General features: G+C 48.3%; 16 protein-coding genes. 15 read left to right on the top strand and 1 reads right to left on the bottom strand.

From position 1 onward, the window contains the following. Positions 1–181 precede the first annotated feature (181 nt). From hrcA to WFI24_RS15035, 12 genes are all read left to right on the top strand, one after another. A complete protein-coding gene (gene hrcA / locus WFI24_RS15090; RefSeq protein ID WP_336761980.1) occupies positions 182–1,213 on the top strand; it encodes a heat-inducible transcriptional repressor HrcA in 1,032 nt (343 codons plus the stop codon). Positions 1,214–1,256: 43 nt separating this feature from the next. Then, positions 1,257–1,820 (top strand): nucleotide exchange factor GrpE, encoded by a 564-nt coding sequence (grpE, locus tag WFI24_RS15085; protein ID WP_062835523.1) that lies wholly within the window; start codon positions 1,257–1,259, stop codon positions 1,818–1,820. A 158-nt stretch (positions 1,821–1,978) separates the two neighbouring features. After that, complete coding sequence (gene dnaK, locus WFI24_RS15080; protein WP_062835522.1) at positions 1,979–3,823, top strand: molecular chaperone DnaK; 1,845 nt, start codon at positions 1,979–1,981, stop codon at positions 3,821–3,823. 129 nt (positions 3,824–3,952) lie between these two features. Beyond that, entirely contained in the window at positions 3,953–5,077 is a 1,125-nt protein-coding gene (gene dnaJ / locus WFI24_RS15075) for a molecular chaperone DnaJ (RefSeq protein ID WP_062835521.1), read from the top strand. 242 nt (positions 5,078–5,319) lie between these two features. Continuing rightward, complete coding sequence (locus WFI24_RS15070) at positions 5,320–5,688, top strand: hypothetical protein (protein WP_336761977.1); 369 nt, start codon at positions 5,320–5,322, stop codon at positions 5,686–5,688. A gap of 83 nt (positions 5,689–5,771) precedes the next feature. Continuing rightward, positions 5,772–5,951, top strand: coding sequence for a YfhD family protein (locus WFI24_RS15065; protein WP_076211664.1), 180 nt, complete (start codon positions 5,772–5,774; stop codon positions 5,949–5,951). Then, positions 5,944–6,336, top strand: coding sequence for a hypothetical protein (locus WFI24_RS15060; RefSeq protein WP_336761975.1), 393 nt, complete (start codon positions 5,944–5,946; stop codon positions 6,334–6,336). The genes WFI24_RS15065 and WFI24_RS15060 overlap by 8 nt, the downstream gene beginning before the upstream one ends. 160 nt (positions 6,337–6,496) lie before the next feature. Then, positions 6,497–7,462, top strand: a complete 966-nt coding sequence (gene prmA, locus WFI24_RS15055; RefSeq protein WP_336761973.1) for a 50S ribosomal protein L11 methyltransferase — start codon at positions 6,497–6,499, stop codon at positions 7,460–7,462. A gap of 3 nt (positions 7,463–7,465) precedes the next feature. Then, entirely contained in the window at positions 7,466–8,146 is a 681-nt protein-coding gene (locus tag WFI24_RS15050) for a site-2 protease family protein (protein ID WP_074095894.1), read from the top strand. Positions 8,147–8,284: 138 nt separating this feature from the next. Beyond that, positions 8,285–9,049 carry an RsmE family RNA methyltransferase gene (locus WFI24_RS15045; protein ID WP_336761968.1) on the top strand — a complete coding sequence of 255 codons (765 nt, stop codon included), beginning with the start codon at positions 8,285–8,287 and terminating at the stop codon, positions 9,047–9,049. Positions 9,050–9,051: 2 nt separating this feature from the next. Then, entirely contained in the window at positions 9,052–10,398 is a 1,347-nt protein-coding gene (gene mtaB, locus WFI24_RS15040) for a tRNA (N(6)-L-threonylcarbamoyladenosine(37)-C(2))-methylthiotransferase MtaB (RefSeq protein ID WP_336761966.1), read from the top strand. A 112-nt stretch (positions 10,399–10,510) separates the two neighbouring features. Then, on the top strand, positions 10,511–10,945 hold the full coding sequence (locus WFI24_RS15035; protein WP_036615070.1) for an NUDIX hydrolase: 435 nt from the start codon (positions 10,511–10,513) through the stop codon (positions 10,943–10,945). A 66-nt stretch (positions 10,946–11,011) separates the two neighbouring features. On the opposite strand, the gene WFI24_RS15030 is transcribed toward WFI24_RS15035, so the two are convergent. Continuing rightward, positions 11,012–12,013, bottom strand: a complete 1,002-nt coding sequence (locus tag WFI24_RS15030) for a Na/Pi cotransporter family protein (protein WP_336761964.1) — start codon at positions 12,011–12,013, stop codon at positions 11,012–11,014. A gap of 595 nt (positions 12,014–12,608) precedes the next feature. Here WFI24_RS15030 and WFI24_RS15025 point away from each other — a divergent pair. The 3 genes from WFI24_RS15025 (at position 12,609) to addA (ending at position 22,103) form a co-directional block, all read left to right on the top strand. Further along, positions 12,609–13,985, top strand: coding sequence for a class I SAM-dependent rRNA methyltransferase (locus tag WFI24_RS15025; protein ID WP_336761963.1), 1,377 nt, complete (start codon positions 12,609–12,611; stop codon positions 13,983–13,985). A 199-nt stretch (positions 13,986–14,184) separates the two neighbouring features. After that, entirely contained in the window at positions 14,185–17,688 is a 3,504-nt protein-coding gene (gene addB, locus WFI24_RS15020; protein ID WP_336761961.1) for a helicase-exonuclease AddAB subunit AddB, read from the top strand. After that, positions 17,685–22,103, top strand: coding sequence for a helicase-exonuclease AddAB subunit AddA (gene addA, locus WFI24_RS15015; protein WP_336761959.1), 4,419 nt, complete (start codon positions 17,685–17,687; stop codon positions 22,101–22,103). The genes addB and addA overlap by 4 nt, the downstream gene beginning before the upstream one ends. The last annotated feature ends 4 nt before the right edge of the window (positions 22,104–22,107 follow it).

Genomic DNA, 22,107 nt, shown 5'->3' with positions numbered 1-22,107 from the left:
CTTCAGTAAAGTTGTTAGTACAGCACGACATTGGTCTATACTATAAATAGATGAGCCCACTCATCAAACTCACTTGACAATGTTCACGTCAGTTTGGTATTTTTGTATTACCGCTTAGCACTCATCTAACCGGAGTGCTAACGACATGGGACAGTACAGTCAGAAGGAGGGAATACTCACCATGTTAACAGAGCGTCAACGAATGATTCTGAACGCTATAGTGGATGACTATATCCGTTCAGCTGAGCCCGTAGGGTCCCGGAGCATTTCCAAAAGGGGAGATGTTGGATACAGTCCGGCGACGATCCGTAATGAGATGGCGGACCTTGAAGATATGGGTTTCCTGGAACAGCCGCATACATCGGCAGGACGCATTCCTTCCCATAAAGGCTATCGATATTATGTCGATCATTTGGTTCCTTGGAATCAGGTGGAGCCTCAGGAATTGGACGATCTGAAGTCGTTTTTCGCCGAAAAGCTGAACGTCATGGAACAAGTTATTCAGCATGCATCCAATATTTTGTCACATATGACGAATTATACTTCGATCCTGCTTGGACCGGAAGTATTCCATACGTCCCTTCGCCACTTCCAATTGCTTCCGCTGAACGAAAGTGAAGCTGTGGCAATCATTGTGACCAATACCGGTCAGGTGGAGAACAAGACGGTCCAGATTCCGCCAGAAATCTCGGTAGCCGAGATGGAGAATGTGGTTCGACTATTGAACACCAAGCTGGTTGGAGTGCCAATTTACAAATTGAAATCCCGTCTCTATAGCGAACTTGGGCAAGAGATGGAACGGCATATTACACGTTATGAGGAAGTCATGCAGGTGCTGAACAGTGCCTTTGACAATGAACATGATAATCGTCTGTTCCTCAGTGGTGCCACTAATATGTTAACTCAGCCGGAGTTTAAAGATATCGAAAAGGTAAAAGATATTCTTGATCTGCTTGAGGAAACACCAACACTCATGAAATTGATGATGCCCGTGCCGGGTGGATCTGGTATTCAGGTGCGAATAGGCACCGAGAATGATCATGAAGCCTTTGCTAACTGCAGCCTTATTACAGCCTCCTATTCATTGGACGGCGAGGCTTTGGGTTCGATCGGTATTCTGGGACCCACGCGGATGGATTACGCACGTGTCATTCATATTCTAAATACACTATCCCGTGATTTGACGGCGATGCTGACGCATCGTTTCAAATAAGAGACGGGAATGAACATTTCATTCGTATAAGGAGGTGAACATCTTGAAAGAGGAGCAATCATTTACAGAAGAACAAGAGGTAACAGCAGCTGAGCAGGAGCCTGTCAATGAAGCTGGCGCTGCAGAAGCACAAGCTGAAGAGATCGCTGATCAGGAGCAGGATGAGCTTGCACGTCTGAAGGCAGAAGCTGAGGAGCAACAGCAGCGTTATGTCCGTGCACAGGCTGATTTTGATAACTTCCGTCGTCGTACACAGAAGGAAAAAGAAGAATTGGCTAAATATGCTTCGATGAAGCTGGTCACCGAACTGGTACCGGTTATTGATAACTTCGAGCGTGCCATGGCTACTGTACCGGAAGGAACAGAGTCCGAATCTTTCTCCAAAGGTATCCAAATGATTTTCCGCCAATTGGAAACTGTGATGACGAATGAAGGTCTGACGGCGATGGAATCAGTAGGACAACCGTTCAATCCTGAATTCCACCAAGCAATCATGCAAGTGGAGAGCGACGAGTACGAAGAAGGTATCGTTGTGGAGGAAGTCCAAAAAGGCTACATGCTGAAAGATAAAGTGCTTCGTCCGGCTATGGTTAAAGTCAGCTCATAATTTCCGACAGGAAAGAATGAGTCGGCTCCATGGTTGAATAATGTGGTCGAAGCTTAATATAAAGGTTTGTACACATAGAGCACGATTAGCAACAAGAACATCCAATAAGGGTCATACCTGACCCATTTATTTTAAATTGTCGAGGAGGAAATTTTTCCATGAGTAAAGTAATCGGTATTGACTTAGGAACAACAAACTCATGCGTAGCGGTAATGGAAGGCGGCGAGGCAGTCGTAATTCCAAATCCCGAGGGCGCACGTACAACCCCATCCGTAGTAGGTTTCAAAAAAGATGGAGAGCGTGTTGTCGGTGAAACAGCAAAACGTCAAGCGATCACGAATCCGGATCGTACCATCATGTCGATCAAACGTCATATGGGTACTTCCCACAAAGAAACAATCGATAGCAAAGACTACTCTGCACAAGAGATCTCTGCAATCATCCTGCAAAAATTGAAATCCGATGCTGAAGCTTATCTGGGCCAAACGGTAACTCAAGCAGTTATTACTGTACCAGCTTACTTCAATGACAGTCAGCGTCAAGCGACTAAAGATGCGGGTAAAATTGCAGGTTTGGAAGTTCTGCGTATCGTCAACGAGCCAACAGCAGCAGCTTTGGCATATGGTATGGAGAAATCCGAAGACCAAACGATTCTCGTATATGACTTGGGTGGCGGTACGTTCGACGTATCCATTCTTGAACTGGGTGATGGCTTCTTCGAAGTTAAAGCAACTAGCGGGGACAACCAACTGGGCGGGGATGACTTTGACCAAGTGATCATCGATTATCTCGTAAGTGAATTCAAAAAAGATCAAGGCATTGACTTGAGTAAAGATAAAGCAGCGGTTCAACGTTTGAAAGATGCAGCCGAAAAAGCGAAAAAAGAACTTTCCGGCGTATTGACTACAACGATCTCCTTGCCGTTCATCACGGTTGCTGATGGCGTTCCTCAGCATTTGGAGTTGAACCTGAGCCGTGCGAAATTTGAAGAAATCTCTGAAGGTCTGGTTGAGCGTACGCTCGAACCAACTCGTCGTGCATTGAGCGATGCGGGTATGACGGCTAACGATATCGACAAGATCGTATTGGTTGGTGGTTCCACACGTATTCCTGCAGTACAAGAAGCGATCAAGAAACTGACTGGTAAAGAGCCTCACAAAGGCGTTAACCCGGATGAAGTTGTAGCTTTGGGTGCTGCTGTACAAGCGGGCGTACTGACAGGTGATGTGAAAGACGTTGTATTGCTTGACGTAACTCCATTGTCCCTGGGTATCGAAACAGCGGGTGGCGTATTTACTAAAATGATCGAGCGTAACACAACGATCCCTACAAGCAAATCTCAAGTGTTCTCCACATATGCAGACAATCAACCAAGCGTTGAGATTCATGTTCTGCAAGGTGAGCGTGAGATGGCAGCGGGTAACAAATCGCTTGGACGTTTCATGTTGGGTGATATTCCACCAGCTCCACGTGGCGTTCCACAGATCGAAGTTAGCTTCGATATTGATGCCAACGGTATCGTTAACGTATCTGCAACAGATAAAGGTACAAACAAAACTCAAAAAATCACAATCACTTCTTCCAGCGGTTTGAGCGATGCTGAAGTTGAACAAATGATGAAAGATGCTGAGCTGCACGCTGAAGAAGATAAAAAACGCAGAGAACTCGTTGAAGCGAAAAACAGTGCAGATCAACTGATCTACTCTGTTGACAAAACGATTAAAGATCTTGGCGAAAAAGCAGATGCTGGCGAAGTTGAAAAAGCGAATGCAGCCAAAGAAAAACTGCAAGGTGTTCTGGCTTCCGACAACCTGGAAGATATCAAAGCTGCTACAGAAGAACTGACAGAGATCGTTCAACAACTGTCCGTGAAACTGTATGAGCAAGCACAGGCGCAAGAGCAAGAAGCACAAGGTGCTGAAGAACAACAAGGTTCCGCAAAACGTGACAACGTTGTAGACGCTGATTACGAAGTTGTGGATGAAGATAAAAAACAAAACTAATTCGTAGTTCTACGCGAATTAAACATCGGTGACGTTCGAATTAGAGGGAAAGTCATAGCCGGGGCTCCCGTGCTTTGGCTTTCCTTTTGTCACGATGTGCGATATGGTGAATGATATGGGGGTGGAAGAGTGGCTGAAAAGCGTGATTATTATGAGGTGCTTGGCGTTAGTAAAACGGCTAACGACGATGAGATTAAAAAGGCTTACCGTAAGCTTGCCCGTCAGTATCACCCTGACGTAAACAAGGCTGCTGATGCGGAAGCTAAATTTAAAGAAGTTAAAGAAGCTTATGATGTCGTGAGTGACGGTCAAAAGCGTGCACAGTATGACCAATATGGTCATGTCGATCCGAATCAGGGTGGATTCGGTGGTGGTGGTGATTTTGGCGGCGGCGGATTTGGCGACATCTTCGACATGTTCTTTGGTGGCGGTGGCGGCGGACGACGTGATCCAAATGCTCCGCAACGGGGAAATGACCTGCAGTACACGATGACCATAGAATTCAAGGAAGCTGTATTCGGGAAAGAAACCGATATTACGATTCCACGTACCGAAGGCTGTGATACCTGTCATGGCTCAGGTGCCAAACCTGGAACGAAACCGGAAACCTGTTCGGTCTGCCAAGGTAGCGGTCAGCAGGAAGTCGTGCAAAATACACCGTTTGGTCGTATGGTTAATCGTCGTGCATGTTCGAACTGTAGTGGTTCGGGCCAGATTATCAAAGAAAAATGTACGACATGTAGCGGTAGCGGTAAAGTCCGCAAGCAACGCAAAATCCATGTTCGCATTCCAGCGGGTGTAGATGATGGCGCGCAACTGCGTATGACAGGCGAGGGCGAAGGCGGTCTGCGTGGCGGACCAGCGGGAGATCTGTATATTGTCATTCGTGTGAAATCACATGATTTCTTCGAGCGTGAAGGCGACGATATCTATTGTGAAATCCCACTGACCTTTGCCCAGGCAGCTCTGGGAGATGAAGTTGAGATCCCAACGCTGACCGAGAAAGTGAAGTTGAAAGTACCAGCCGGTACACAAACGGGAACGTATTTCCGTCTCAAAGGCAAAGGTGTACCACGCCTGCGCGGTATGGGGCAAGGGGATCAGCATGTGAAAGTGGTTGTGGTTACACCTAGTAAGCTGAATGACGAGCAGAAAGATCTGCTTCGCCAAATTGCTGCGCTGGATGGAGAGCAAACACATGAGCATGAACAATCCTTCTTTGACAGAGTGAAACGCGCCTTCCGTGGCGATTGAGAATAAAATATAGCAATCCAAAAGGACACCACAGCGGTTTTTACCGCAGGGTGTCCTTTTTTATATGCACTTTTGAGTGACTATCCATTAGTCTTGGCAGAATCCATGAATTTTTGATACGAAGAACGGCAGCAAGTTGTGGGAGCATTTCGGTATATTCTGAGCGAACTTGCGGAAAGATAGCATGGCGAGAATGATATGCATAGCTGATATGCGAGAAATTAGGGAAGCAGGTGAAGCGGATGACCGAGAAAAATATTTTGGCGTACTTTAACAGTCCGGAGCAAGCTCAAGGGGCAGCCAAAAAACTGGAGGCATTGCGAGTGGAGGACCTGTCGATTAATCGATTCAGCCGATATGCGGGTGTAGGACCAAGCGGGGCTTCCTACAAGCCGGGCGTTTCCGGCAGTTTTTCATCATGGGTGCCCGATTCAATGCAAACGAATGCCAGTGCTGGTATCATGGCTGCGGCAGACCCTTCCGCAAGTGGCATGAGTGATGGCGGACAGGGTGGACCTACAGGAAGAGATGTATTATTAACTGTCGTCGTAGATGAGTCGGTACATCACCGTGCTATGTCTATAATCGAACAAGCCGGTGGAATGATTTAGTTTCAGGAAATCTATATAAGATGAACAGAGAATTACACTTTAACACGTATTAGTTCATTTTAATTTGAAGGAGGAACATAACAATGGCAGAACACGAACGCCCAGGCAAGATTCTCACAAAAACGGAAAAGATGAAACGATTGCAGTCCGCCAAAAATGAAGACGTGGAATTCAGCGCTGAAGCTGCGGATCATGAAGATATTGAAGCACTACGCCGCAGTGAAGCGGCTGATCGACGACAGGGACGGGAGCTTAATGACTGAAGATCGCTCGGCAGTGACCCTCGAAGCTGTTTTTACCAGCTGGACTGAGGCGGAGTCTGCACGTAGAGCTCTGGAATTGTTGCACCCGAACCAATTAAGTATCGAGAGTCGTAGTAATGAATCGTCTGCATTGGACTCACACAATGTTATGGGTACCGATAGTTCTCCTACGGCTGTCGTCGGAGGATTCAGTGGCGAGCTGAATGTACTTGCCCTGATTAGTGATGAAACGGAAATGTTATCAAATGGGCAGGTCTATGATACACCCGAAGAGGATTCGGTAAACAGGCTAAGACAAGAAATATTGTTGACGGTGTCCGTATCCAACGATTCGTTACCGCAAGCCGCAGAGATGATCACTCAGAACGGTGGACGTTTTTGCTAAGTAAGTGAACCTGATAATGATCATTACACGACAGGATATTCGAGCGGTCAAGCTGCGGATATCCTGTTTTGTTTTTCTTTTACTGATCGGCTTTGTACTCCGGCTCGCTTGTGTAGTACAATAGTTGGGATGTTTGAAAAATGAGGAGGAAAAACCAAGTATGTTATGGCATGAACTAACAATACATACCACAGAAGAAGCTGTGGAGATGATTTCTAATTTTTTACATGAAGCGGGTGCTGGAGGGGTTTCGATTGAAGAGTCCGGTACTTTAAATAAAAAACGGGACACGACATATGGTGAGTTATACGATGTTCCTTTGAATGATATTCCTGAAGGCTTTGCGGTCATCAAAGGGTACTTCTCCGAAGGTACGGACATGGTTGCATTGCAGTCAGAAGTTAATCCAAGAATCGAAGAACTCACTGAATTCGGAATTGATACGGGTGAGGTTCGTTATGAGACACGTACAGTGGATGAAAATGACTGGGCAACGGCCTGGAAGCAATATTTCAAACCGGTACGTGTTTCAGAACGTCTGACGATTAAACCAACGTGGGAAGAGTATACGCCAGAAAGTCCGGATGAGAAAATTATTGAACTTGACCCAGGTATGGCTTTTGGTACAGGAACTCATCCAACGACTTCCCTCTGCTTGCGCACACTGGAAACGGTTATTCAAGGCGGCGAGGAAATCATTGACGTAGGTACAGGTTCCGGCATTTTGGCAATTGGAGCGATAAAGCTTGGTGCTAAACATGTGTTGGCGCTTGATCTGGATCCAGTTGCGGTCATCAGTGCCAGGGAGAATGTGCAACTGAATGGGCTGGAGCAACAAATTACGGTTAAAGAGAGTGACTTGCTGTCCGTCCTTGGCAATCAGGACCCTGCACTTGGAGTACAACTGCCTGTTAAGGTTGTGGTGGCTAACATTTTGGCAGAGATCATTTTGTTGTTCGTAGACGATGTCTATGATGCGCTTGAGTCTGGTGGTACCTATATTGTATCCGGCATTTGGAAGAACAAAGAGCAGGTTGTGCATGATGCACTGGTAGCCTCCGGGTTTGAAGTGAGTGCGATCCACCGTGATGAGGATTGGCTGGCGTTTGTAGCCAGAAAGGGGTAACGTATGGACTTTTGGAATTCGTTCTTTCGTTATCCGATCGATCAGCTTCCGTTTTTCCTGCTGACCATCCTGATCGCATTTACGGTGCATGAATTCTCGCATGCGTATTTTGCCAACAAATTCGGTGATCCGACAGCCAAGCTGTTGGGTCGGGTCACGCTGAATCCGGTTGTACACTTTGACTTGTTTGGTGTGCTGTTGCTCATTATTGCCGGCTTTGGTTGGGCACGTCCAGTTCCAGTTAATCGGGCTAACTTCGACAAACCTAGATTGATGGGCATCATCGTATCCGCAGCAGGACCTCTGAGCAATCTGTTGCTGGCGATCATCGGTACAATCATCTATGCTTCACTGGTTGGTTCGGGAGCGCTCGGCGGTATTGATAATGAGCGGTTGCTGACAGCCATCACAACGTTCTTTGCTATCTTTAACTTAACCAACTTTTTCCTGTTCCTGTTTAACTTGATTCCGTTGCCTCCGCTGGATGGTTATCGGATTCTGGAAGATGTAGTGCCACCTTCAATCAGCCGCAAGCTGCAAGGTGTGGAGCAATGGTCCATATTTATCTTCCTGTTGATTCTTGTTATACCTCCGTTGCAAAATGTGACGATTCAACCTTTGTATGAGTTTGCGCAAACGATGTATGTGGATCTGGCAAAGCTGGTTATTGAATTATATCGCTAAAAGCGCATTGTGTTTTGGGCTGATATACTGGTCAGAAACACGTAAAAGTTGTATGATCATCTGTGGCGATTGGATTCACGCTTGTCATTAGGCACGGTGAATTCCAGTCATAACAGGACAGAATGGGTGGATTGACTAATGCAGCGATATTTTGTATCTGCAGAACAGTTTAATGAACACGCTGTGATCATCACAGGTGATGATGCACGCCATATCGGCAAGGTCATGCGTGGTAAACCTGGAGATAAACTGATTGTCAGTGACGGAAACTCCAGAGAAGCACTCGTGGAAATTGAGACCATTGAAGCAGGCCAAGTGACGGCCAACATTGTAGAGCCTTTGGTTATGGACCATGAAGCACGGATTCGCGTAACCGTGGCACAGAGCTTGCCCAAAGGCGACAAAATGGAGACGGTCATCCAGAGATGTACCGAGATTGGGGCAGTATCATTTGTACCCTTCCTCTCAGAACGTACGATTGTGCAATATGATGCCAAGAAAGAAGGCAAACGGTTGGAGCGCTGGCGGAAAATTGCCAAGGAGGCTGCCGAACAGAGTCACCGGAATCGCATTCCATCCGTCGAGCAGCCGCTTTCCTGGAAAGGGCTGTTATCTTCTTTTGAGGGCTACAGCCTGGTATGTTATTGTTATGAGAAAGAAAACGGTAAACAGCTGAGAGATGCACTGAAGCCGTTTGTAGAGCAGCTTGCACCTGGTGCAAGTGCAGAAGTACTGATCGTGGTTGGACCGGAAGGTGGATTTTCTGAGAAGGAGACGGCAGAGGCCGATCGGGCTGGTGCTGTATCTGTTGGACTGGGCAAACGTATTTTGCGTGCTGAGACAGCTGGAATGGCAGCACTAACTTGTGTGCTATATGAATCCGGAGAAATGGGAGGAATGTAATTATGCCATCCGTGGCGTTTTACACCTTAGGCTGCAAAGTTAATTTCTATGATACAGAGGCGATTTGGCAATTGTTCAAAAACGAAGGTTACGATCAAGTGGAGTTTGATGAACAGACAGCGGATGTATACTTGATTAATACTTGTACAGTAACCAATACCGGCGACAAAAAGAGCCGTCAAATTATTCGTCGTGCCATTCGGCGCAACCCGGAGGCGATTGTGGCCGTTACAGGCTGCTACGCGCAGACTTCTCCGGCAGAGATTCTGGACATCCCAGGGGTGGATCTGGTTATCGGTACACAGGACCGTGACAAGATTTTGCCATATGTTAATGAAATTCAGGAGTCCCGTCAACCCGTTAATGCGGTGCGTAATATTATGAAAACCCGTGTGTTTGAAGAAATGGATGTACCTGATTTTGCTGATCGTACCCGAGCTTTCCTGAAAATTCAGGATGGATGCAATAACTTTTGCACGTTCTGCATCATTCCGTGGTCTCGTGGTCTCTCACGCAGCCGTGAGGCGAATAGCATTATTCAACAGGCGCATCAGCTCGTACACGCCGGATACAAGGAGATTGTTCTGACCGGTATTCATACAGGTGGGTATGGCGATGACATGGAGAATTATGATCTGACTGATCTGCTGTGGGACCTGGACAAGGTAGAGGGGCTGGAGCGTATTCGAATCAGCTCGATTGAAGCCAGTCAGATTGACGACCGTATGCTCGACGTGATCAAACGTTCAGACAAACTTGTTCGTCACTTCCACATTCCGCTGCAAGCGGGTGATGATACGGTGTTGAAACGCATGCGCCGTAAATATACGACAGAAGAGTTTTACAACAAGATGCTTCGCATTCGGGAAGCAATGCCGGATGTAGCGATTACAACAGACATCATTGTTGGATTTCCAGGTGAGACGGATGAGATGTACCGTAATGGCTATGAGTTGATGCGGAAGATCGGTTTTTCCGAAATGCACGTATTCCCTTATTCCAAGCGTACGGGTACGCCAGCAGCACGAATGGAAGATCAGGTGGACGAAGAGGTCAAAAATGCACGTGTGCATGAACTGATTGACTTGTCTGAGCAGATGCAGTTGGAGTACGCTGAGCAGTTTATTGGACAGGTACTGGATGTTATTCCCGAAGGTGAAGCCAAAGGCCGCGAGGGAAGTGGCAAGCTGCACGGTTATAGCGACAACTACATTCAACTGGTCTTTGATGGAACGATGGATATGGTTGGTAAAGTGTGCCGAGTCAAAGTGGTTGAAGCCGGCGTCAACGAGAGTCAGGCTACGCTGGTACGTGTGTTGGAAGAGAATCTTAAGTCCGCCGCGATGTAATCAAGGCGTCAGAAACAAGGATTTCATTTCCTTGGGGAGCTTACCCGGGAGATGAGGTCCTTCTTTTGCAAAAAATAAGATAAAGATATCGAAGTTGATGGGGGAGAGCACGATGAACAAAAAAGAAATTTCAGCAGGCGGAGTTGTTTATAGAACAGGGGAAGACGGACGTCTTCAAATTCAGCTTATCGTAGATCGTTATGGTAAAACAACTCTCGCCAAGGGCAAAATGGAAGATGGAGAAACAATTGAACAGACGGCACTGCGCGAGATTTTGGAAGAGACAGGTATGGTGGGCCGCATTGTAGAGCCGGTTGATATCATTGCTTACACGTACCAACATGCAGACTTTGGCCCGGTGGACAAGGAAGTTCATTATTATCTCGTTGAAGCCGAGAGTGGTGATCTACAGCCTCAGATTGAAGAAATCAAGGGTGTGGATTGGTATGCTCCGGAAGAAGCATGGTCCTTACAGCAGCAGAGCGGATATGATAATAACGATGACATCTTGCGTGTAGCCCTGAACAAGTTAGGCATTAACGTATAACGCATTATAGTTCTAATTCGACGAGTCAGTTAACCACGCGTTCTGTAGATCTGGATAGGCAGATCATTAAGCCACGGGTGACTTCGCCGCGGGGGCGGGGACCGGTGGTTTTTTGTGCCAGATTGGCAAGTAACAGAACGGCAAAGCAAGCAGTGAACTGGTGATGTTAAAAAGGGTCTGGGCATGCGCAATCTGTGCCCCGTTGTCCGCTGACAGCCAGGCCGAAGCTGCATGTAGCTGGCCGATCAGCGGCATAAATAGCAGCGCTCCCGCAATGTTTAATACAACATGGGAGGCTGCGACAAATTTGCCTGCGGATGCTCCGCCCGCGGCAGCAATCACAGCGGTGATGCAGGTCCCCACATTGGACCCGATTACAATGGCGATGCCGATCTCCACAGGTAATACCCCTGTGGCTGCGAGCGTAATCGCCATGCTAATGACAGCCGCGCTGCTGTGAATGAGCGCTGTGAGACACGCTCCTGCCAGGAAGCCCCACCACAAGCTGTCAGCCGAGCGGTCGAGAAACCATTGAAATACGCCCATGCTCCGCAGTGGCAAGGCAATGGATTGCATGACCTGAATTCCTGTCATGACAAGTGCAAATCCGGCAGCTGCGAGGAAGCTGTATTGGATGTTAAACAGAGTCTGCCGCGTGCGTTCAGGAGCGGCTAGATTGCGTTCACCAAGTACAACAAACATGGCCCAGCCCGTCAGCGACAGGACTAGTAGGGGCAGGGAAGCACGTCCGATCTGCAGCCCCACCAGCTCTGTTGTCAGACATGTCCCGATGTTGGTGCCGAGGATGATGCCGAGTGTACGTCCGTAGGTAATCAATCTGGCATTAGCCAGTCCAATGGTGAGTACGGTTACCGCAGTACTGCTCTGCAACAGTGCCGTTGCACCCGCGCTGAAAGCCATGCCTTTCCAGGGAGCAGAGGTAGCTCGATTGAGCCAACCTGCCAGCATGGGCCCTGCCATGCGCTGCAAGGCGGTTTCCATCAGCTTCATGCCACCAAAAAAGATAATAAGCCCATATAGCAGGGGCAGTATAACATCTCTAAACATACAAAATCATTCCTTCCGTCCGGTTCCTTAACTCATCCTATGAGTAAATAAAGACAACCATGACAAGCCTAAAGGAATTCAAAGGGAAGTGAACTTAATTTCCCGCCCCCTCAATTCAAAAAGTCTGGAAATACGTCTTAACTGCCGCACCCCAATTCGAAAGAAACAGTGATTCGTGCAAATGTAGCGAAGAAGACGAAATTGTTACCGAAGAAGCGAAGCGCTCGCCTTTATCTCCGGATTTTCCCTTTGAGAAAAGGGAGTTCAAAAAATCTGGGGATAACAGCGATCAGAGGTTCGTCGCCGTAGTGTACTCATACAGCGCTTAAAGTAACAACTTAGCGCCAACATGCTCTCAACTGCCGCACCCCAATTCGAAAGATAGAGTAATTCGTGCAAACGTAGTGGAGGGGACGAAATCGAATCTGAAGAAGCGAAGCGTGCGCCTTTGTCTCCGGATTTTCCCTTTAAAAAAGGGAATCAAAAAAATCTGGAGACAACAGCGATCGGAAGATCGATTCGTAACCGAAATGCCACCTACGCGCCGCACCAAACCTATCTTTTGAACTATTAAATTAAAGGAAGTGGATCTACCTTGCCATCAGTTACACTCGAACGCAGTCGCAAAAAGCGGCTTGAACATGCACATCCATGGATATTTAACAACGAAATTGCCTCTGTTGACGGAAACCCGGAACCGGGAGATCTGGTCAATGTATTGAATCATCAAGGTCGCTATCTGGCGACAGGTTATTACAATCCCGCATCTCAGATCACAGTAAGGGTCGTAGCATATCAACCGCTGGAGTCCGAACAGATGGACACCGCGTTCTTTGCAGCTCGTTTCCGCGATTGCTTGCGTCACCGGGAACGTTTTATCCAGGATGGCGAGGCATATCGTCTCGTTTATGGCGAAGCTGATTTTCTGCCAGGACTGATCGTTGACCGATTCGGCAGCATTCTCGTTGTACAGTTGCTTACACTCGGCATGGATCGTTGCCGTGAAGCTATCGTACAGGCACTCATCGAAGTGATGCAGCCGGAAGGTATATATGAGCGCAGTGATGTCTCGATTCGTGAACTGGAAGGTTTGGAACAGACAAAAGGTCCACTGTACGGGGATTGCCCGCGGCATGTCACCGTTACAGAGAATGGACTGCTCATTAAAGTGGATATTGTAGAAGGACAGAAGACAGGTTATTTCTTCGACCAACGCGAGAATCGCGCAGCTATCGAACCGCTTATGAAGGGGTGGGGCTACAAGAGTGGAATCACACTCCAACAGACCGAGCAGGATGGCACAGAGCAGCTGTTGCCTGTGAATAAAAGCGGCAAGGTAGTTACATTCCCTTATTGGGATGGTGCCACTGTGCTGGAGTGCTTCTCACACACAGGCAGTTTCACGTTGAATGCTTGCAAGTATGGAGCCAAAAAAGTGACATGTCTTGATATTTCAGAGCACGCCATTGAGAGTGCACGAACAAATGTGGAGTTGAACGGTTTTACCGATCGCGTAGAATTCGTTGTTGCTGATGCTTTCCAGTACTTGCGTGAACAAGTGAAAGGACTGGATGAACGTACTGCACGTGCGCGTGCAGGCGAACAGAAAGTGGATACATCCAAAGCGCTTTCAGCTGGCGGTAAAACATTTGATGTAGTCATCCTCGATCCCCCTGCGTTTGCCAAAACGAAATCAGCAGTAAAAGGTGCATGTCGCGGTTATAAGGATATCAATCTGCAAGGAATGAAACTGGTTAATGAGGGCGGATATTTGGTAACAGCCAGCTGTTCGTATCATATGCGTCCAGACCTCTTCCTGGATACGATTGCTGATGCAGCGGAAGATGCCGGCAAAGTGCTGCGCCTAATCGACTGGAAGGCAGCAGGTAAGGATCACCCGCAAATTTTGGGCGTGGATGAAGGACATTACCTGAAATTTGCTATTTTCGAAGTGCGCAGTAAAAAGAATTAATCGTATGATTTCCGTTCTAATAAAGTATAGGTCAAGTCAAAAGTCCACAGTGTGATAGCTGCGGGCTTTTTGCTGTTTTGCTGTGTTAACGGAGATGATCTCCGTTTTTACCGGATAGTGGCAAACGTATGTTCCGAACCAAGTCAGATATGTTATACTGGGAATTAAAATCTTGTACGTGTAGTTTGGAGGATTAGACATGTCCGTTCGTTTTGTTATTGGCCGGGCAGGCAGCGGCAAAAGCTCGCTGATTACCCGGGAAATTACAACCCTGCTTCAACAAGAACCGCAAGGGAAACCTTTGATTTTACTCGTTCCGGAACAGAGTTCCTTTCGAACAGAGCAGGCATTGGTGTCTTCTGGAGCAATTAAAGGTACCATGCGTGCAGAAGTGCTCGGCTTTCGCCGTTTAGCCTATCGTGTCATGCAGGAAGCAGGTGGTTCTGCTCGTATTCCGATCGGAGCCGAAGGCAAAAAGATGCTGCTCTACAAAGTCATCCAGCGCCGTAAGGAAGAATTGAAGCTGTTTGGTGCATCCGGCAGCCAGCTGGGTTTTATAGGCGAATTAAATGACTTATATAGTGAATTTAAACGTTATGAAGTTGATCCATCATTGCTGGAAGAAGGGCTGTCTGGAGGAAATACCTCATCGACTTCGCCGATTCTGGAGGACAAGTTGCATGACTTGAATCTGATATATCGTGACTATGAACAGGAACTGACCCATTTATATATTGATGATGAAGACACGTTGACCGAGCTGACAGATCGTTTGTCGGAAAGTGCTTTGCTGCAGGATGCCCAGATCTGGATTGATGGCTTTCAGGGATTCACGCCACAGGAGATGAGTGTGATCGGTCGGCTAATGTTGCAGTCCTCTTCCGTGACGATTGCCCTGACATTGGATCGTCCTTATGATCACGGCGCACTGCCTGGAGAACTTGAACTGTTCTATCCCACAGCGAGTGCCTATGCGCGCCTGAAAGGGATGGCTGAAGAACTGGGTGTACCGAGCGATATAACCGTGCTAGATTCGGAGATTCCACCGAGATACAAGGATCGTCCAGGACTTGCTCATCTGGAGGCTGGTTTCGATCGCCGAATTCGTTGGAAAAGTGATGGCTTTGATTCCGGAATCCGACTAGTCGCAGCTGAGAACCGTCGAGCTGAGATGGAGGGAGCACTGCGTGAGATGCGGCGTTTGGCGCAAAACGAAGGTGCACGTTATCGGGATATGGCGGTGCTTGTTCGTCAGTTGGATACCTACGCCGATATAGCTGAACCGTTATTCAGAGATTATGGCGTGCCTGTCTTCCTGGACCGCAGAAGAAATGAACTTCATCATCCGTTATCCGAGTTTATCCGTTCCGCACTCGACATTGTTCGTCGACATTGGCGTTACGAGGATGTATTTCGCTGCGTCAAAACGGACCTGCTGCTTCCGCGTGATGGTTCCATCACCCGTGAAGATATGGACCAGCTTGAGAATTATGTATTGGCTTGTGGTATTCATGGATATCGCTGGACTGACGGCAAACCGTGGAAATATGTGCCAAGCCTTTCGCTTGAAGACCATGGTCAGGATGGTCGTAGTCGAGGACGGGATCAAATGCTGTCTTTAATGGAGAGTTGTCGAACGGTCATTACAGATTCCATGGGTGCTTTTGAGAAACGTATGAAAAAGGCAAAGACAGCCAAAGCCCAATGCGAGGCACTATACAGATTGCTGGAAGAGGCCGAGATTCCATGGAAACTGGAGAGTATGTCTGCTGAAGCTAAGGCTCAAGGTGACCCCGAACGCTCGAGAGAACATCGGCAGATGTGGGGAGCTGTGCTGGATTTATTGGATCAGATGGTCGATATGATGGGCAATGAACGGCTGGATGTCACTCTGTTCGCCGGGATGATCGAAACCGGATTGACCGAACTGAAGCTGGGTCTGGTACCACCAGCACTTGATCAGGTATTGGTCGGTTCCATGGATCGTACACGTCTTCAGGATATCAAATACGTATTTATTCTCGGTGCGGTTGATGGTGAACTGCCTGCTATACCTCAGGAGGCTGGAGTATTAACGGAGCTGGAAAGATCGTTGCTGACAGAAAGAGGCGTGGCGCTTGGACCAGGAGCAACAAGACAGATGCTGGATGAACGTTTTCTGATCTATACGGCACTTACAGCGGCAAGCAGCCAGTTGTGGCTGAGTTATCCGGTTGCTGATGATGAGGGAAAAACACTGCTTCCTTCCGAGATTATCCGTCATGTACGGAAGATGTTTGGTTTACAAGAACGGCCATTGCTCGCTCAACCACCAGTTGCGAACTCGGAAGAAGCTCATTGGTCCTATGTTACCCACCCGGGCCAGAGTCTGTCTGCGCTCATTGGACAATTGCGCAAATGGCGCCGTGGAGAAGACATTCCAGAAATGTGGTGGGCGGTCTACAATTGGCATGTATCTCGGGAGACAAGCAGACCTCAGTTGGAGCGGCTGCTGGGATCGATCTTTTACCGTAATCGGGCATTGCCCCTACGCACATCTACCAGTCGCAGATTGTATGGCACAGAGGTGAGAACGAGTGTTTCGCGAATGGAGCGGTTCGTAGCTTGTCCGTTCTCCCATTTTGCTTCGCACGGCCTGCGCCTCAAAGAACGGCAATTGTACCGTCTTCAGGCTCCTGATATCGGACAGCTGTTTCATGCTGCACTGAGTCAGCTGGCTATGCGGTTGCGTGAAGAAAATCGCAGTTGGGGCAGCTTGACTCCAGACCAATGCCGCAAGGAAGCCGAGCAAACGGTGGAGCAGATTGCACCTCAACTGCAAGGAGAGATTTTGCTAAGCACCAAGAGATACGGTTATATCTTCCGCAAATTGAAGGACATTGTTAGCCGGGCATCCGTTATTCTCGGTGAACAGTCCAGACGTGGAAGTTTTGAACCGATTGGGTTGGAGCTTGATTTTGGACCGGATAAAACACTGCCACCTCTGCGTTTTGAACTGGAGAATGGCTGTGTGATGGAGATTGTGGGTCGGATTGACCGTGTGGATGTGGCAGAAGGAGAGAATGGTCTGCTCTTGCGTGTCATTGACTACAAGTCCAGCCAGACGGATCTCAAGCTGCATGAAGTGTACTATGGTCTGTCATTGCAGATGCTCACCTATCTGGAGGTGCTGCTTAGTGCTGCCGAGGAATGGCTTGGAGAAACGGCTATGCCGGGAGGAACGCTGTATTTCCATGTGCATAACCCGTTGTTGCAATCCGCAAATGGCATGACATCGGAGCAGGCCGGACAAGAACTGCTGAAACGGTTCAAAATGAAAGGTTTGCTGCTGGCGGATCGGGACGCAATCGCTCAAATGGATAACACCCTGGATAAGGGGTATTCAGCTATTATTCCAGTTGCCCTTAAGGCGGACGGAAGCTTTTATAGTAGCGCCGCTGTAGCCACGCCAGAGCAATGGGATACGCTGCTGGCTTCGGTTCGCAGTAATATCCGTGAGATTGGTACCCGAATTACGGATGGGGATGTGGCCATTGAGCCTTATCGTATTCAGCAGGAAGTGGCGTGCACGTTCTGTCCATATAAGCCTGTTTGTCAGTTTGATGAGAATATTGAAGGAAATGAATATAACCTGTTGTCCAAACCGGGCAAACAGCAAATCTGGGATATGTTATCTCACACCAAGGGAGGGGAAACATCATGACGAATATGCCAAAACCGGAAGGAAGCTTCTGGAGTGATGACCAGTGGAGTGCCATCTCCGAAAGCGGAGAAGACATTCTGGTTGCCGCTGCGGCGGGATCAGGCAAGACAGCTGTACTGGTTGAACGAATTATTCGCAAGATCGCAGATCCCTCCCAAGGATTCAGTGTGGATCGCTTACTTGTAGCCACGTTTACCAAAGCAGCGGCCGCCGAGATGAAACAACGGATTCGGGAAGCGCTGGAACGTGCGCTGGAAGAACAGCCTGGAGAAGAACATTTGCGTAAGCAGCTGTCGCTGCTTGGGCGTGCATCTATTACAACATTGCATTCATTCTGTATGGAAGTCATTCGCCGTTACTATCAGCAAATTCCGTTGAACCCGGCTTTCCGTATCCTGAATGAAAATGAAGCGGAAATCATGCGGCAGGAATTGCTCGAAGAACTCTTTGAGGAAAAGTATGGCGAAGAAGATGAAGGCAGTACATTCCGCGAATTGGTGGACTGGTTCAGTGGAGAGCGAAACGATGATGCCATGCATCGACTTGTGCAACGATTGTATGATTTCTCCCGCAGTCATTCCTGGCCGGATCACTGGCTCTCAGAGATGGCATCCGCTTTTCAGGTAGAAAGCGTGGAGGCACTTGGACATTCAGCATGGGTTCAGAGCATTTTGCGTGATGCGGCTCTTGCCTTAAGTGGTGCAGCAGGACTGCTCCGTCAAGGCATTTCCATTTCCATGGAGCCAGAAGGTCCGGCACCATATGCAGAGACGCTAAAAGAGGATCTGATGATGGTGGAAGAGCTGTTTTCCGCAGTTGAGGTTATGCCATGGGAGAGGTTGCCTGAGGTGTTTCAACCCGCTGCATTTGGCAAACTAAAACCCTGCAAAAAGGATCAGACGGACCCGGCTTTACAAGATCAGGTGAAGGAACTCCGTGAAGCTGCGAAAAAGGCAGTTTCCGACCTGAAAGGATCGCTGTTTGGAAGAACTGCTTTTTCGTTCTGGCAGGAGCTGGAGCAGGCGGCACCACTCATGCAGGAACTCTCGAGGCTGGTTAGTACATTTGGGGAACGTTATCGAAAGGCCAAACAGGAACGGGGGCAAGTTGACTTCAGTGATCTGGAGCATTACTGCCTTCACATTTTGCGACATGAGGATTCAACGCCTGAACTGTCGATGCCTTCCGATGCGGCTATGGAGTACCGTTCACGATTCGATGAAGTATTACTTGATGAATATCAGGACACCAATACGGTTCAGGAAGATATCGTGAAACTGATCTCCAGAGAAAAACCGGGTAACCGATTCATGGTAGGTGATGTCAAACAGAGTATCTACCGTTTCCGTTTGGCTGAGCCGGGTCTATTTATGAACAAGTATCGCCAGTATGGAGCGAGCATGCGTGAGGATGGAAGTGTTGAAGATCGCCTGAGTCGTACAGGCCAACGCATTGATCTTGCACGGAATTTCCGTAGTCGTGCAGAAGTCGTGCATTCGGTCAACATGATATTCCGGCAACTCATGAACGAAGGCGTGGCAGAGATTGCTTATGATGAACGAGCTGAGCTGGCATATGGGGCTACGTTCCCGTCAGAGACGCTTGGTGATAAGGCGTATACGCCTGAACTCATGCTGATTGATCGTCAGGGCGGTGGGCCTGATCTGACAGAGAGTACGGATGAGAATGGGGATGCATCGATCTCCGCAGAACTGGAGAGTGCCGAACTCGAAACAGCTCAGTTGGAAGCGCGGGCGATTGCAAGGCGTATTCGTGAAATGGTTGGGGACACGGACAAACCTGCCCTCCATGTATATGACAAAGCCCTGCAAACGATGCGCCCGGCACGTTACGGCGACATGGTCATCTTGCTCCGTTCAACCTTGATGTGGGCTCCGCTCATGATTGAAGAATTCAGACAGCAGGGAATTCCTGCTGGAGGAGAACAGAGCAAGGGCTACTTCCAGGCTACAGAAGTGGAAATCATGATGTCTCTGCTTCAGCTTGTTGATAATCCAAGGCAGGATATTCCGCTCGCTTCTGTGCTACGTTCTCCGATTGTCGGACTGGATGAAGAGGAACTGGCACAGATTCGTCTCGGTGATAAAAGACAGTCATTCTATGATGCGGTTATATCGGCTGCTGGAGAATGGAACGATTCCTCTACGAATGCCGTACATCAATCCCGGCAGGATAACCATCCTGACTTCAATATGGTCCAGTTGCAGTGGCCGGAAGCCTGGTCAGAGATGGAACAGGGGCAGCGGGAGACAGCTGCTTCTGCTGAGGCAGAGATTCTGGACGATGTATACGAATTTGATGTGCATACAGATGGAATTCAAGATGCTGATTTTACTGGACATGCAAACGAGGACAGGGACATAACGGAGATTTCAGGCTCGGAGCTTGAGCAAAAGTTAAGTCGATTTATGCGTCAATTGGAGCAGTGGAGACTTGAGGCAAGACAAGGCAGTCTAAGTGAACTGATCTGGCGTATGTATCGGGAAACCGGGTATTTGGACTGGGTTGGTGGTCTTCCAGGAGGCCTGCAACGTCAAAGTAATCTTAAGGCACTGTACGATCGCGCAAGACAATATGAGGAATCAACTGCAAATCGCGGCTTGTTCCGTTTCCTGACCTATGTCTCCAGACTGCGGGAAAACGGGGGAGACCTCGGGACTGTAGCGGGTAGTTCAGGTGAGCAGGACAACGCGGTACGTATTATGACCATTCACCGGAGTAAAGGTTTGGAGTTTCCAATTGTCTTTGTTGGTGGCATATCCAAGATGTTCAATCAGCAGGATCTGAACGCACCGTTTCTCATGCATAAGGAACTGGGATTTGGTCCGAGGTTTGTGGATCGTGAGAACCGGGTTGCCTATCCTACACTGGCCAATCTGGCGATTCGTCGTCGGGCCCAATTTGAACTGCTTGCTGAAGAGATGCGTGTGCTGTATGTTGCGTTGACCCGTCCCAAAGAGAAAATGATTTTGCTGGGTACCGTAAAAGATGCATCTAAAAAAGCACTAGCGTGGTCTCAGGTCAAGGATAGCCCTGAACTGGCATTGCCGGACTATCTGCTTGCTGCCGGACGAAGCTACCTGGACTGGATTGGGCCATCCCTGATGAGACATCCAGATGCGGCTGTATTGCGTGAACTTGCAGGAAGCAATGATTCGTTCTCAGCCTGTCTTGCAGATGATCAATCACGATGGGCGATTTCTATTATCTCTGCCGATCAGGTATCCCGTGACCATGTGGTGGATCAGACACTCGGAGAAGAAGACGGGATGACTGAAGTGCGGAAAGAACGAATTGCTGCGCTCAAAGCGGTTCTACCTGTGGAGCTGATTCCATCCTCAACTGTAGAAAAACTGACGGAAAGCGCACAAAATGCAGCTAACCTAAACTTTGGAGATGAAGGTGCAGATCCAGGAATCTCCCAAGAAGAAGAGACACGCCTGATTCGCGAGGTTGATCAACGGCTTTCGTGGACTTATCCCTATGAAGCAGCAACTCAAGTAGCAGCCAGCACATCTGTGACCGAGTTGAAAACGTTACTTTCGATGCAGGACATCCAGTCTGTAGAGGTGATGGAGGAACTGGGAGAACAGTCCGAGAGATTGTTGGATCACAACACTTCAGGAATGAATGACATCAAAGGTGAAGCAATCCATGTACTACGTGGCGCATCTGTTGAATCTATCGAGCATGAGGCTAGCTTAGGGGCAGATTCAAACGGTACGGTGGACGTTTCGGGTGCGGGATCTGAGGATGCGTCTTTCAAATTGCACCTGCGTCGTCCCAAGTTTATGGGGGAGAAACAACTGACAGGGGCAGAACGGGGGAACGTGTATCATACGTTGATGCAGCATCTTCCTATAGATGGAACAGCCATTGATTCACAGCTTATTGAGCACACAATTGAACGACTGGTGGAGCTTCAGATTTTGCTGTCCCATCACGCGGAGGCTATCGAACCTGAAGAATTGGTCGGATTCTTCGATACAGAACCAGGGAAAGAACTGTTGCATGCAGAGTGGGTAAAACGGGAGATTCCGTTTGTGTATGGACTTCCGGCACATCAGTCTCCTGTGGAATGGCTCCATGAACGGGTAGTGAACTCAGATATGCAGATGCTAGATGAAGATAGCAAAATGCAGGCAACGATTGAAAATGAAACGGTCCTTGTACAGGGGATTATTGATTGTCTGTATGAGGTGGACGGCGAGCTTGTCTTGCTTGATTATAAGACGGATCGGGTATTGGAGCATCGTGGTGGTTTGGATGAACTCACCAAAAATTATCGCTTCCAACTGGATCTGTATGGACGGGCCATTGAAGATATACTGGGTCGGAAAGTTGACAGGAAATGGCTGTACTTTTTTGACGGTGGACATGCAGTGAAATTGTAAAAGA

Origin of the sequence: Paenibacillus sp. USHLN196 (assembly GCF_037144955.1) — a bacterium.
Taxonomy (GTDB): Bacteria; Bacillota; Bacilli; order Paenibacillales; family Paenibacillaceae; genus Paenibacillus; species Paenibacillus xylanexedens_C.
Note: the sequence above shows the minus strand (reverse complement) of the source record. Positions and strands in the feature narration are given on the sequence as shown.